General features: G+C 36.9%; 13 protein-coding genes. 9 read left to right on the forward strand and 4 right to left on the reverse strand.

The window, feature by feature from the left end; genetic code table 11:
• The first annotated feature begins 105 nt into the window (after window positions 1–105).
• The 5 genes from iadA to JEM45_RS09980 all read left to right on the forward strand — a co-directional run bounded on the left by iadA (window position 106) and on the right by JEM45_RS09980 (window position 5,374).
• Window positions 106–1,254, forward strand: coding sequence for a beta-aspartyl-peptidase (gene iadA / locus JEM45_RS09960; protein WP_198687413.1), 1,149 nt, complete (start codon window positions 106–108; stop codon window positions 1,252–1,254).
• 15 nt (window positions 1,255–1,269) lie between these two features.
• Window positions 1,270–2,694 (forward strand): Na+/H+ antiporter NhaC, encoded by a 1,425-nt coding sequence (nhaC, locus tag JEM45_RS09965; RefSeq protein WP_026866716.1) that lies wholly within the window; start codon window positions 1,270–1,272, stop codon window positions 2,692–2,694.
• A gap of 56 nt (window positions 2,695–2,750) precedes the next feature.
• Entirely contained in the window at window positions 2,751–3,218 is a 468-nt protein-coding gene (locus JEM45_RS09970) for a GNAT family N-acetyltransferase (protein ID WP_198687414.1), read from the forward strand.
• A gap of 45 nt (window positions 3,219–3,263) precedes the next feature.
• Window positions 3,264–4,232: an asparaginase gene (locus JEM45_RS09975; RefSeq protein WP_051220496.1), complete on the forward strand. Its 969-nt coding sequence runs from the start codon at window positions 3,264–3,266 to the stop codon at window positions 4,230–4,232.
• 86 nt (window positions 4,233–4,318) lie between these two features.
• Window positions 4,319–5,374, forward strand: a complete 1,056-nt coding sequence (locus JEM45_RS09980; RefSeq protein WP_198687415.1) for a tartrate dehydrogenase — start codon at window positions 4,319–4,321, stop codon at window positions 5,372–5,374.
• 236 nt (window positions 5,375–5,610) lie between these two features.
• On the opposite strand, the gene JEM45_RS09985 is transcribed toward JEM45_RS09980, so the two are convergent.
• The 3 genes from JEM45_RS09985 to JEM45_RS09995 are packed head-to-tail and all read right to left on the reverse strand — an operon-like array spanning window position 5,611 to window position 7,950.
• On the reverse strand, window positions 5,611–6,333 hold the full coding sequence (locus tag JEM45_RS09985) for an ABC transporter permease (RefSeq protein ID WP_026866720.1): 723 nt from the start codon (window positions 6,331–6,333) through the stop codon (window positions 5,611–5,613).
• Window positions 6,334–6,335: 2 nt separating this feature from the next.
• Entirely contained in the window at window positions 6,336–7,040 is a 705-nt protein-coding gene (locus JEM45_RS09990; protein ID WP_026866721.1) for an ABC transporter permease, read from the reverse strand.
• Window positions 7,030–7,950 carry an ABC transporter ATP-binding protein gene (locus JEM45_RS09995; RefSeq protein WP_198687416.1) on the reverse strand — a complete coding sequence of 307 codons (921 nt, stop codon included), beginning with the start codon at window positions 7,948–7,950 and terminating at the stop codon, window positions 7,030–7,032. Before JEM45_RS09995 ends, JEM45_RS09990 begins: the two co-directional genes overlap by 11 nt.
• 146 nt (window positions 7,951–8,096) lie before the next feature.
• On the opposite strand from JEM45_RS09995, the gene JEM45_RS10000 reads away from it, so the two are divergent.
• Both JEM45_RS10000 and JEM45_RS10005 read left to right on the forward strand, forming a co-directional pair.
• Window positions 8,097–8,774 carry a response regulator transcription factor gene (locus JEM45_RS10000; protein ID WP_198687417.1) on the forward strand — a complete coding sequence of 226 codons (678 nt, stop codon included), beginning with the start codon at window positions 8,097–8,099 and terminating at the stop codon, window positions 8,772–8,774.
• The gene (locus JEM45_RS10005; protein WP_198687418.1) at window positions 8,771–9,748 is read left to right on the forward strand and encodes a sensor histidine kinase; all 978 of its coding nucleotides are present in this window, start codon (window positions 8,771–8,773) and stop codon (window positions 9,746–9,748) included. Before JEM45_RS10000 ends, JEM45_RS10005 begins: the two co-directional genes overlap by 4 nt.
• 45 nt (window positions 9,749–9,793) lie before the next feature.
• Here JEM45_RS10005 and JEM45_RS10010 read toward each other — a convergent pair whose 3' ends face one another.
• Entirely contained in the window at window positions 9,794–11,494 is a 1,701-nt protein-coding gene (locus tag JEM45_RS10010) for a M3 family oligoendopeptidase (protein ID WP_198687419.1), read from the reverse strand.
• Between the two features lie 163 nt (window positions 11,495–11,657).
• On the opposite strand from JEM45_RS10010, the gene JEM45_RS10015 reads away from it, so the two are divergent.
• Both JEM45_RS10015 and JEM45_RS10975 read left to right on the forward strand, forming a co-directional pair.
• Complete coding sequence (locus JEM45_RS10015) at window positions 11,658–12,257, forward strand: LemA family protein (RefSeq protein ID WP_026866725.1); 600 nt, start codon at window positions 11,658–11,660, stop codon at window positions 12,255–12,257.
• The gene (locus tag JEM45_RS10975) at window positions 12,257–13,096 is read left to right on the forward strand and encodes a TPM domain-containing protein (RefSeq protein WP_026866726.1); all 840 of its coding nucleotides are present in this window, start codon (window positions 12,257–12,259) and stop codon (window positions 13,094–13,096) included. Before JEM45_RS10015 ends, JEM45_RS10975 begins: the two co-directional genes overlap by 1 nt.
• The last annotated feature ends 47 nt before the right edge of the window (window positions 13,097–13,143 follow it).

Consider the following 13,143-nt stretch of genomic DNA (forward strand, 5'->3'; position numbering starts at 1 on the left):
ATTTTTTATTAGCACAAGAAATATACTATTTAAGTTGATTTACCAGACTAAGATATATAGTATAAAAACATATTCTTAATTTTCGAAAATTTAAAGGGGGATATTATGCTAACACTTTTGAAAAATGCTGAGGTCTATGCACCGGAATATTTGGGGCAACAATCAATTCTACTCATTAACAACAGGATAGGGAAAATCGGTGATGTGGATGAAGCGGCTGTGAAATCACTAGGGGTAGAATACAAAATTATCGATGTGAAAGGCAATATTGTCACACCAGGGTTCATTGATCCTCATGTCCATTTACTTGGTGGTGGTGGGGAAGGTGGATTTGCTACGCGTACGCCTGAACTACAGCTCAGTGATTTGATTCAATCGGGTATAACATCTGTTGCAGGTTTAATTGGAACGGACGGAACAACACGTCACCTAACTTCCTTACTTGCTAAGGCACGTGGACTTGAAATTGAAGGGGTATCGACTTATATCTACACAGGAAATTACGATGTGCCAACACCAACCATTACATCAAATGTTAAAGATGACGCAATTTTAATCGATAAAGTCATCGGTACAGCTGAAATTGCCATTGCTGATTCTAGATCAGGTCAACCTAATGTTCATGAACTCGCAAAAATCGTCGGACAAACACGTGTGGGTGGCATGTTGAGTGGTAAGGCAGGTATCACGCACTTCCATACCGGTCCGGGGAAAGCTTATCTTTCGATTTTACACCAGTTGTTAGATGAGTATGAATTACCGGCAGGAAATCTACATGTGACACATATTACAAGAAGTAAGGGATTATTTGATGATGCAATTCGACTAGCTAATCGAGGATCTTATGTCGATATTACAGCTGATGATGAGACATATCAATGGGTCTCTTACTACAAAGATCATGGTGGGGATTTATCGAAACTGACTATTTCTTCTGATGGAAATGGCAGTTTACCTAAGTTCGATGAGGAAGGGAACTTACTCGGCTTAGGTGTTGCAAGTACTATAACTTTATTTGATCAAGTTGTTGCTACTTTAAAAGATGGAAAACTTAGCCTTGAGGAAACATTGAGATTAGTTACGACAAACACTGCTGAAGCATTGAAATTAGACAAGAAAGGGAAAATTGTAGAAGGAAAAGATGCAGATTTACTCGTATTAGATGGGGAATCCTATCAACTTCAACACGTATTCGCCAAGGGACAACATATGTTTCTGAATGGAGAAGTTTTAGTTAAAGGTACGTTTGAATAAAAGGGGGGACAAGATATGAAGAGAAAACCAAATTTATTTGAAGCATTTTCTCCTATTGTAGTCATGTTACTACTGTTAGCGATTGGTTTTGGCGTATTTGATTTAAATCCAGAACCACTATTAATACTATCTTCTGTCTATGCTGGCTTTATAGCTTTAAAAATTGGCTTATCTTGGTCAGATATGATGGATGGCATTCAAGAAAAAGTAAGTCAAGCAATGCCTGCGATTTTAATATTAATTTCTATTGGTATTTTAATTGGTACATGGATGATTTCAGGTACCATTCCAATGCTAATCTATTATGGGCTTGAACTGATCAATCCCACATTTATTGTACTCATCGCCTTCGTAGTATCCGCGATTATTTCAGTTGTGACAGGGACATCATGGGGATCTGTAGGAACAGTTGGTGTTGCATTGATGGGCATTGCAACTGGTCTTGATGCTAATCTTCCTGCTACAGCAGGTGCCATTGTCGCTGGGGCTTACTTTGGAGATAAATTATCACCACTTTCAGATACTACAAACCTTGCACCCATTGCAGCAGGTAGTGAACTATATGAACATATTAAACACATGTTATGGACAACCATACCTGCCTCCATCGTTGCAATGATTGTTTACTTAATTGCAGGTTTCAATACATCAGCTAGTGGAGCTGAATCTGAAACAATGACAGGTATGCTGACAACGCTTAATGAAATGTTTAATTGGAATATACTCTTATTAATTCCACCTATTATCATTCTATACGGTGCTTTAAGAAAGTATCCAACCTTACCAGTGATTATCTTTTCTTCAATAGTGGCCGCTTTACTAGGAATCTTTATACAAGGTTTTACCATACAAGATGTGTTTGCTTCAACAGTTACAGGTTTCGACGTCAGTATGGTAAATAAAGATGGTTTCGATAGCACATCCGTCATGCCGGAAGTACTAGATTTAATACATCAAGGTGGTATGCAGTCAATGACAAGTGTCATCCTTATTGCTTTCTCTGCATTTGCCTTTGCAGGAATTATGACGAAATCAGGTGCCTTGGATGTTATCATTGAACAATTGCTTAAGTTTGTTAAACGCACAGGTGATTTAGTTTTGTCTACAGTGCTATCTTGTTTAACCATGGCACTTGTTACAGGTAACTCTTATCTTTCAATTATCGTACCTGGTGAAATGTTTAAAGACACTTATAAAATGAAAAATCTAGCAGCTAAAAACTTATCAAGAACTCTAGAAGACTCAGGTACTGTAGTGGTTCCATTGATTCCTTGGTCATCTGCAGGTGTGTTTATGGCTGGAACACTTGGTGTACCGACGCTTTCATATGCCCCATGGGCAGTTGTATGTTATGTAGGCTTTATATTCGCAATTATTTTAGGGTATACTGGTATTGGTATCGCTAAAGATTTAAAAGCAGAAAATAATATAAAAGAATAATATGTTCTAAGACATCTTCAAAACTGAAGATGTCTTATTCATAGGAGTGAATAATTATGAACCTTAAGACCTATCAAAAAGACCTTGATTACTTATTGGAAGACTATTATTTACCAGAAGAACAAAAACAGTACTCAGCTATGCCAAGAATAGCTGTAGAGATTTCAGAGACCAACAGTAAAAGGCATTCAATGATGGGTATTGATGAAAATCATTTAGTGACTTTCTCTATTTTAGAAGAAGGTGAAGCTGTAAAAACATTTTCTAAAAATGACAGAGATATTCTCTTACGGTCGTTTTCAACTAACTACAAAGATCAAGGGAAAGGTTATGCTAGAAGAGCTTTAGAATTAACACCGGATTATATACGAGAGAATCTACCTCATATAAATGGTATTGTCTTAGGTGTAAATAAGGTGAATATCCCAGCCCAAAAACTATATGAGAAATGTGGATTTATCGATGAAGGGAATAGAGTGATGGGACCGAAAGGCGAGATGAAAGTGATGAAATATTATCTGTAGATTATTGTTATAATGTAGGAGAAATACAGGGCAAAGGGGATGCAAATGGTACATATTAAATTACTCACTACAGGTGGGACAATCGCAAGTAAGAGAGATCCACAGACAGGCTTACAGAAAACTGGTGTAATTAGTGGTAAAGTATTGATGTCGCAGTTAGAGATTGACGACAATATTGAAATCAGTGTTGAAGAGATTTTTAGTAAATCGAGTGGTGCCCTTACATTTGAAGATTTAATCCACTTAAAAGATAAAGTGACAGAACACATATTAGATAATGAAGTTGATGGAATTGTTTTGACACATGGTACAGATACTTTGGAAGAAACATCGTTTTTTTTAAGTCAGGTGATTGATACGACAAAAGCAGTCGTTGTTACAGGCTCACAAAGGGGACCAGAACTTATTGGTAGTGATGCCTATGCAAATCTACAAGATGCTATTACTTTGGCCGCTGCACCAGATGCTAAACAAATCGGTGTAAGTGTATTCTTTAATCAAAAAGTTTTTATGCCGAGATTCGTTAAGAAGATTAATTCAATGAATGTTGACGGCTTCGGTGGTGGCGGTACAGGATACCTTGGGACCGTCGACGGTAATGATGTAAAAATATATCAATATCCAAAAAAGCACGATACATATAAAGTGAAAGAGAAACTAGCGAATGTGGATATAATTAAATGTGCTCTAGATACTGATGAGAAATTTATAGATTGTGCAATTGAGCATAAGGTAGACGGTCTAGTGATAGAAACCATGGGACGCGGTCATGCAAACGATAGAGTCGCTGCCGGCGTTAGACGAGCAATTGAACAAGGTATTACTGTTGTTATTACCACAGCCTCAGAAGATGGCGATGTGAAAGTGGCCTATGATTTCTCTGGAGGCATATCACAATTTAAAAAAGACGGTGCAATTAATGGTGGCTCTTACGATAGTAAAAAAGCGAGAATTAAATTAGCAGTTATGTTGGGTGCTGGAGAGACAGTTACTAAGGAAGATTTTTGGTATTAAAATAATTAATATCTTTAATGATATAATAAGTTAAATACAACTGAATATTCAGTTTTCAATTGTAATACAAACATCGGGGTGAAGGAATGAAGTCATTAAAGATTGCAACAATTCCAGGTGATGGGGTTGGTAAGGAAATTATGCCGGAAGCGGTTCGTGTTTTTGAAAAAATTGCAGATGTACACGGTGGTTTGAATTTTGATTTTACAGAGTTTCCATATAGCTGTGATTATTATTTAGAACACGGCAAGATGATGCCAGATGATGGTTTGGACCGTCTCAGTCAATTTGACAGTGTATTTTTAGGCGCTGTTGGTGATGTGTCTAAAGTACCCGATCATATTTCATTGTGGGGTTTACTTTTAAATATTCGTAAAGAATTTCAGCAAGAGATAAATATCAGACCGGCTAAGTTGTTGAAAGGTATTGAACCCAAACTAGCGAATCCAAATCCTTTTGATATAGTTGTCGTCCGTGAAAACAGTGAAGGGGAATACAGTTCAATTGGTGGACGTATTTTCCACGATGATAATGAGATTGCCATACAAAACAATGTGTTCTCAAAACGTGCGACTAAACAAGCAATGAATGTCGCTTATGAATTAGCAGGTAAGAGAAAAGGTTTAGTCACAAGTGCAACGAAGTCCAATGGAATTTTTCATGCCATGCCATTTTGGGATGAGATTTTTAACCAAGTTTCCAGTCAGTATCCAACTATAAAATCAGACTCAAAACATATTGATGCCTTAGCCGCATATTTCATTACTCATCCCTATGAATTAGATGTCGTGGTGGCAAGTAACTTATTTGGAGATATATTATCGGATGTTGGCGCAGCAATTATGGGAAGTATAGGAATCGCACCTTCAGCTAACCTAAATTTAAACGCCAAATTCCCATCCATGTTCGAACCAGTACATGGATCTGCACCAGACATTGCTGGAAAAGGTATAGCTAATCCAATTGGACAAATTTGGACTGCAAAAATGCTATTGGAATTTAACGGTGAAGAAGAAATTGCAGATCATTTATTGAAAGTCATTGAAGATGTCACTGCTGATGGTTATCAAACAGGAGACCTCGGCGGAAAATACAAGATGACAGAAGTGACAGATGAGATTATTAAGAGATTAGGTAAATAAAATGAAATCAGGTGTGGGATTTGAGTTCCCACACCAGATTTTTTGTTTGATTTGTCTATAAGTAGTTGTGAATTGAGTGACTTATAGATTTTTGAAGCCATTTTGTCTACAAGTGGCTGCAATTTAGAGGACTTATAGACTTTTGAAGCCATTTTGTCTATAAGCACCAACTTTTTAGAATACTTATACAATCCCAACACAACAATTCACCACAACATCAACCTCGTATAGATAATCTAGTTTACTTGCTTACGTGAAAATGTCAGCGTACCGATAATCACCAGTATCATTCCAATGATCAACCCTAATACTAAATACATATGAGGATTCACAGTATCAATGAGGCTTTTATCGCTTATGGTCATACTTAGTAATGGGTAAGCCCAGGGGTATAATGGTGCAATTGATGGAATGGGTGCGATTAAAAGATTAGGAATGGTTAATACTGCGTTAATGAGTATCGGTGCTGTGTAGTTTTTCCAATGTGCTGAAATTAATAACATCAATGCAATTAATGGTGCACTGGCAAGCCATCCGTATCCAAGGCTGGTCAGTATTTCTGAATAGGGTAGTGGTTCACTGATTTCATGAATTACTTTAATAAGGAATAGACTAAAGAAAATGAATCCTTGAGTGACGGCGGTTAAGCTAAATGAGAGAGTAAACTTCACCAAATAAATAACAGATTTTCTAATTGGCATAGTTAAATACAGTTTCCAATTTTTCTGGTCATGCTCATAACGGCATGTAAAAGCTGTGATGATTCCCGTGAGTAAAGGTAGAAGATAGATACCATATAGTCCAATCATTCTTGAAAAAATATCCATCCAACTATAGTCACCTAAGTTAGCATAGTAATTTCCAATTAAGAAACAAAATAATGGGCCGATAAAAATCAGATACCAGACTTTTGATTTCAATAATTTATAAGCTTCACTTTTAAATACTCTAATTAACATGATTACACATCCTTCTTATTGAAGTGGATACTCGTTATGACGTAAGAAATTAAACCTAAAATTAATCCGAGACTGATATTTACTAGTGGATTAGGAACCTGCATAGTTGGCCAAGTCAGTGGTAACCAGTTGGGTAGTCGGTCGCTAAACATAACCAGTACTGCGAAAAATACACCAACGGAAAGCACAATGCCTTGGTTCTTAAAATTCAGTGCCAACCACAACTGTAAAATAGTGATTGGTAAGGCAGCTAAAAGTGGTGCAAATGCTAGGGTCAAAGCATAAAGTAAAGGGAAGTTACCTTCAAAGTTTAAAAGCTGACTCATGACAAACATGCCCACAAAAACCAGTACGGATGAAATGAACAAGAGTGTCATCGTTACCATTAATTTGGCAAGGTATAAACGCCATTTACTAATGGGTAGGGATAGTAATTGTTTTAACGTGTTTTCAGCATGTTCTGTATTTGCTATTACTGAAGTAATTATCGATATGGCAAGCATCAAGACTGCAGGCATTAGACTCATGATGTAGGTGAACATAGCTGCATACAAATCGCCATCGTAATTGTCATAGATATAGTCATAGCGAATTAGGAAATTTGCTAATGGTACTGCCAATATCCCTAAAGACCCTAACAAGACAAGCATCCATACAGACTGTCGTTTCAACTTTGTGAACTCTAGAAAGACAAGCTTACTTAACATAGCGATCACCTTCTGACTCCTCAATAATTTTTAAGAAAATATCTTCTAAAGATGCGATAATAGGTTTTGCACCATATACTTTTACATCATGTTTGACCAGTGTGCTGATGATGTCACTAACTGCATCTTCATCCGTTGTTTTCACACGTAAATGTTCTTGATTTAAGTCAATTTCATAATTATTTTTGATCAGTGTCTCGGTTGTCTTTCTATTACTAACTTTAAACTCCGTTGTGGAATCTGCTAAAGTACGTAAGGCATGAATACGATCTTGATAGATTAATCTTCCTTTAGAAATAATGCCAACATAGTCTGCTACTTGGTCGATTTCACTGAGCAAGTGACTGGAAATTATTATCGTCTTGTTTTCTTTTTTAGCTAAATTTTGAATCAAGCTTCTAATTTCTTGAATACCAGAAGGATCTAAGCCGTTTGTCGGTTCATCCAGTATTAAAAGTTCAGGGTCACCTAACAAGGCAATGCCAATTCCTAAACGCTGTTTCATTCCTAGTGAAAAATTTTTAACTCGCTTCTTGTCTGTGTGACTTAGACCTACTGTTTCTAAAACTTCTGTACTTCTCGCTTTATTCACTCCCAAAATCCTTCTAAAGACTTCTAGATTTTCGTAAGCTGTCAAATGGCCATAATAAGATGGATTTTCAACAAGTGATCCAACTTCTCTAAGAATATTTATTCTATTTGATTTTAGGTTCTTATCGAAAATAGAAATTTGACCAGAACTTGCTTTAGTTAAGCTCAGTAACATTTTAATGACTGTTGTTTTACCTGCGCCATTCGGACCTAAAAAGCCATATACTTGACCTTTAGGCACATTGAGATTAACGCTTTTAATCACCTGGTGTTTTCCAAAATACTTACTTAAGTCAGTTGTCTTTACGATTGTTTCCATTTCAATCACCTCATTTATTTGATACATTCATCTTAAAATTCCGAGGTTAATTGAAGTTTTGTTCAAGTTTAAGTTTAGTTTAAGAATTGATTCGAGCTATCTATATAAAGTGAATTCACTTTATAATGAACTAAAGAGGTGAGTCGATGATTTCAGTTTTATATGTTGAGGATAATGTAGAAATTGGTGAGTGGGTGGAACGAGAGTTAGTAGAGTCGGGCATGACAGTGACTTGGTTAAAGTCAGGAGATGAGGCAGTGAGTCTTGCTGAAAACCATGAGTTAGTGATATTAGATGTCATGCTACCGGGTATTGATGGCTTCACAGTTGGTCAACGTATAAAAAATAAATATGCCGATAAACCACTCATAATGTTAACAGCACTAGGTGCAGTAGAAGATAAAGTACAAGGGCTCGGTTTTGCTGATGATTATTTAACAAAGCCTTTTAGCATGGAAGAATTGATTGCAAGAATCAACATGTTGATGAGACGACAGGGGCAGGGTCAGAGGCAAAATGAAATGATTGAAATTGAGCATTTAAAAGTTTATCTAAATGAACATCAAGTATTTGAGGGGAAAAATGATGATGAAATTAGACTGACAGCTAAAGAACTAAAAATCTTCTTTTTTCTATTAGAAAATAAAAATCAAATTCTCACCAAAGAACAAATTTATGAAGCTGTGTGGAATGAATCATATATACCTGGAGATAAGTCCATCAATGTCCATATTAGGCACCTAAGAGAAAAGATAGAAGATGATTCGAGTCAGCCAAAAATTATCGAAACGATACGCGGAATTGGATATCGGGTGAGATTATGAAAAAAATTAAAAGAAGACTCTTATATCAGTTTATTGTCCTAACCTTAATTGGAATAGTGATTTTACCATTCTCACTATATATATCAGTTGTGATTATACCTACAATATTTCCGAATTTCACAGAACTTAAGAGCCGTTATGTGATTACATTTTTATTGTTCTTTGGCATTTGTTTAATCTACTTAATCATATCTTTTTATTTCTTTATGAGAATAAGACGACGGATTGTTCACCTGCAAAGATCAATGCAGTTAGAGAATGATCGTACAGAATTGGAACCTATAGAAATTAGCCAAGATGACGAAATTGGTGAATTAGAAGAAAGTTTCAATGAGATGGTACAGAAGTTAAATGAGAGTTACCAAAAAGAGCTAGATGAAGAGAAACTGAGAAGGACATTAATAGCGAATCTGTCACATGACTTAAAGACACCATTGACGGCTATGAGAGCACAGATGTCTTCGTTTGATCAAAATGAATATGCCAAAGAAGTTAGGACGATGAACAATAATATAGATGATATAAGTCATTTAATTGATAGTCTATTAGCTTTTTCATTACTCAGTGCCAACAAACACCCTTATGAAGAAGAAAACATTAACTTAAGTAGACATCTAAGGTCTTATATCGCCAACTGGTATCTAGTATTTGAAGAAGAAGGTTTTACGGTAGACGTAGATATCCAAAATGAAGATATTAAAATATCTACTGATATTAATATGATAAACCGTCTTTTAAATAACATCGTACAAAATGTTCTAAGGCATGCACATGACGGAAAATATATAAAATTTGAACTGAACAATCAGGCGATTATTATCTCCGATAAAGGCCGAGGATTGAGTGAAGATAGTAAAGGAAGTGGTGCAGGTATTGGCTTAAAAATTATGGACTTACTTGCTGAAAAACTAGGCTTCAACCTGAATTTTAAGGAAGACAGTGGCTTAGTTGTAACCATAAACTTCGACGAATAATTGATACAAAAAGACCATCCAAGAGGATGGTCTTTGTCATTCATCTTATAATTTCTTATCATCAATAGAATTTAGGTAGCTATGCACTTCATCAATAACTGACTCTAGTGAACCTTCTTCAAATGGTGATTTCAAGTTAGCGAGTTCTACAAGTGAATTGAACGGTAAGGAACCGCCGACTTTACATAGTGCAAGGTAGTCTTTCCAAGCATCTTCAAAGTCTTCTTTGGCACGTTTCCAGAACTGTAGGGCACATACTTGAGCAAGTGTGTAGTCAATATAGTAGAACGGTGCACCAAAGATGTGACCTTGCTTATGCCAAAAGGCACCGGATTCTAGTGGTTCAATACTATCATAATCTGTTGATGGTAAATATTTAGCCTCAATTTTCTTCCATTCTTGACGTCTTTCTGCTGGTGTTAATTCTGGATTTTCATAGACGACATGCTGGAATTCATCCACTGCTACACCGTATGGTAAGAACGAAATAGAGTCTGCCATATGAGAGAACTTAAACTTATCTGTATCTTCTTTAAAGAACAGTTCCATCCATGGATAAGTGAAGAATTCCATAGACATAGAGTGAATCTCTGCAGATTCTAATGTCGGGAATGAATACTCAGGGACTGTAATATTACGTGACATATAAGTCTGGAAGGCATGCCCTGCTTCGTGTGTTAGAACTTCAACATCACCTTGTGTACCATTAAAGTTAGAGAAGATAAAAGGCGCCTTATAGTCAGCGATCATCGTACAATAACCGCCGCCTTCTTTACCTTTCTTAGCTTCTACATCAAAGAGGTCGCGGTCTGTCATAAAGGTATAGAACTCATCTGTTTCAGGTGAGAGTGCTTTATACATCTCAGCACCATTGTTCATAATATCTTTAGTTTTCCCTTTAGGTGTTGCATTTCCTGTTAAGAATTCAAAGTTACTATCATAGCTCTTCAATGAATCAAGACCGATGCGTTGACGCTGACGTTCTTTAAGCTCTGTAACAATTGGAACGACATATTCTTCAACTTGCTTTCTAAATTTCTCAACCATTGTACGGTCATAGTCGATACGATTCATACGAATATATCCAAGTTCGATAAAGTCTTTATAACCTAAAGTCGTCGCGATTTCATGACGTGTTTTTACAAGTTGGTCATAAATATCATCAATCTCTTCTAAGTGCTCACCCATAAAGCCATTCACTGCTAAGGCAGCATCTTTTCTGACCTGGCGGTCAGGATTTTGAGTGTAGGGTGCAAATTCAGAAAGATTGAGCTTCTTACCATCGAAGTCGATTTCAGCTGATGCGAGTAACTTATCATATTGTGTGGATAATTTATTTTCTTTTTGAAGTAGTGACTTAACTGATGGATCAAAAGATTTTAAAGCATTGTCAGATAGTGCGAACAATTGTGCTCCAAATCTTTCTTCAAGTTCACTTCTAAATTTACTTTCAGTAATCGCTTTACGATATCGATTTTGAATCTCAGTAAATGACGGCTCATTTTCATCAAAGAAGGTACGTTCCTCATCGTAGAACTTATCCCTAGTATCGATAGAAGAACGGATAGATGCAAGTGTAGCCATCGTATCTAAATGATCAAATTCGACGTTTAACTTATCGATTACAGCAACTTGATCATCTACAGTTTCACTCGCGTCGAACTCCCCTAATAGTTCGTCTACTGTCGCTTCAAATTTTTCTAAATCAGGTCGTTCATATTTAAAATCTTTGAACTTTATTACCATCCTTATATTCCCCCTTAAGTGTCTTGATGCCATTTTAGCACAAGCTTTAAAAAATCTACTATAAATAAGCGATCAAATCTTGCAATAAATAGGGTGAATATGGGTATTATAAAATAACGGTTTTTATCGTTAATTAAAAAGTATAATGAAAAGAGGCGCACATATGAAAAAGTATCTGATACCGATTGGTGTATTTGCAGCAGTTATTATTATTGTTTTAATTATGATTGTACCAAGGTACAACAGCTTAGTTAACTTAGATGAAGAGGTTAATGGAAAACAATCTCAGATCGAAACACAGCTCCAAAGACGTGGGGATTTAATTCCAAACCTAGTGAGCACAGTTCAAGGTTATGCTTCACATGAAGAAGAAGTATTTACTGATATTGCAGATGCTCGTTCTAGAATTGCAAGTTCTGAAGGTAATGTCGAAGAAATGGCTGAGGCAAATAATGAGATGACGAGTGCTTTGTCTCGTTTATTAGCAATTTCTGAGAACTATCCAGAACTACAGGCAAGTGAGCAATTTACAGGTCTAAGAGATGAGTTAGCAGGTGCGGAAAACAGAATTGCTGTCGCACGCCAAGATTACAACACAGCAGTTCAAGAGTACAATAGAAATACAAGAACCTTCCCAGGGAATATTATTGCTGGTATTTTTAACTTCGATGAAAAACCTTACTTCGAAGCGGATGATTCTGCACAGGATGCACCAGAGGTTGATTTTAATACGAACCAAGATGACGAAGACGGTGGCGAGTAATGCAAAAGCTTATTGCTTTTATTGGTGTCGTTTTGAGCTTTTTACTTATTACGACGCCAGCAGAAGCAAGAGTCGATTTACCGGCGCTTAATGAAAATCATTATTTTGTGCAGGATAATGCTGATGTACTCAGTCAATCTGCCATATCTGAAATCAATGACATGGGTACGCATTTAGAAGAAGGTACCGGTGCTGAGCTATTATTACTTACCATGGATTCAACAGGTCAAGAACACCGTCAAGACTTCGCATTACGTGCACTCAGAGAATATGGTGTAGGTAAAAGTGAAGAAGATAATGGGATTGTTATCTTCCTTAATCTTGATAATGACAATGAGTTTAATAATAGAGGTGTGGAAATTCAAGTTGGTTATGGCGTAGAGGGGTATCTAAACGACGCCAAGCTCGGACGAATTATAGATAACGTCGCATATGATGATCTTGTTGCGGGTGATTATGAGACAGCAATGACTAACCTATACACTGCGATTTACGAGGAGTCCTTAGAAGCATACGGCTATGAAGATGGGGAGTTTACAAGAGAACAACCAGCGTCTGATGAAGGTGAAGAAGAGCCTGACAGCTTCTTTGCTATTCTAATTAGACTCGCAATCTTTATGGTGATTTTATATGTAATCTACTCTATATTTAACGGCGGTTCCGGTGGTTCAGGAACTGGCGGCTCAGGTGGCCGTAGACGTCGTGGTCGTAACGGCCCGGTCATTTTCTTCCCACCCGGAGGTGGTTCATCAGGAGGCTCCGGCGGCTTTGGCGGCGGAGGTTTCGGTGGCTTCGGTGGAGGGTCCGGAGGCGGCGGTGGCGCTGGCCGAGGATTCTAAAAGATAAGCATGTAAAAACGCTCTGTAGCTAATACTACAGAGCGTTT

The organism is Jeotgalicoccus sp. ATCC 8456 (assembly GCF_016313225.1).
Taxonomy (GTDB): Bacteria; Bacillota; Bacilli; order Staphylococcales; family Salinicoccaceae; genus Jeotgalicoccus; species Jeotgalicoccus marinus.

Excerpts from the sequence above, each read along its gene's own strand:
- nhaC (WP_026866716.1), top strand. The coding sequence starts at position 1,270 with ATGAAGAGAAAACCAAATTTATTTGAAGCATTTTCTCCTATTGTAGTC.
- JEM45_RS10975 (WP_026866726.1), top strand. The coding sequence starts at position 12,257 with ATGCAAAAGCTTATTGCTTTTATTGGTGTCGTTTTGAGCTTTTTACTT.
- JEM45_RS10010 (WP_198687419.1), bottom strand. The coding sequence starts at position 11,494 with ATGGTAATAAAGTTCAAAGATTTTAAATATGAACGACCTGATTTAGAA.
- JEM45_RS10015 (WP_026866725.1), top strand. The coding sequence starts at position 11,658 with ATGAAAAAGTATCTGATACCGATTGGTGTATTTGCAGCAGTTATTATT.
- JEM45_RS09995 (WP_198687416.1), bottom strand. The coding sequence starts at position 7,950 with ATGGAAACAATCGTAAAGACAACTGACTTAAGTAAGTATTTTGGAAAA.
- JEM45_RS09975 (WP_051220496.1), top strand. The coding sequence starts at position 3,264 with ATGGTACATATTAAATTACTCACTACAGGTGGGACAATCGCAAGTAAG.
- JEM45_RS10000 (WP_198687417.1), top strand. The coding sequence starts at position 8,097 with ATGATTTCAGTTTTATATGTTGAGGATAATGTAGAAATTGGTGAGTGG.
- iadA (WP_198687413.1), top strand. The coding sequence starts at position 106 with ATGCTAACACTTTTGAAAAATGCTGAGGTCTATGCACCGGAATATTTG.
- JEM45_RS10005 (WP_198687418.1), top strand. The coding sequence starts at position 8,771 with ATGAAAAAAATTAAAAGAAGACTCTTATATCAGTTTATTGTCCTAACC.
- JEM45_RS09970 (WP_198687414.1), top strand. The coding sequence starts at position 2,751 with ATGAACCTTAAGACCTATCAAAAAGACCTTGATTACTTATTGGAAGAC.
- JEM45_RS09980 (WP_198687415.1), top strand. The coding sequence starts at position 4,319 with ATGAAGTCATTAAAGATTGCAACAATTCCAGGTGATGGGGTTGGTAAG.
- JEM45_RS09990 (WP_026866721.1), bottom strand. The coding sequence starts at position 7,040 with ATGTTAAGTAAGCTTGTCTTTCTAGAGTTCACAAAGTTGAAACGACAG.
- JEM45_RS09985 (WP_026866720.1), bottom strand. The coding sequence starts at position 6,333 with ATGTTAATTAGAGTATTTAAAAGTGAAGCTTATAAATTATTGAAATCA.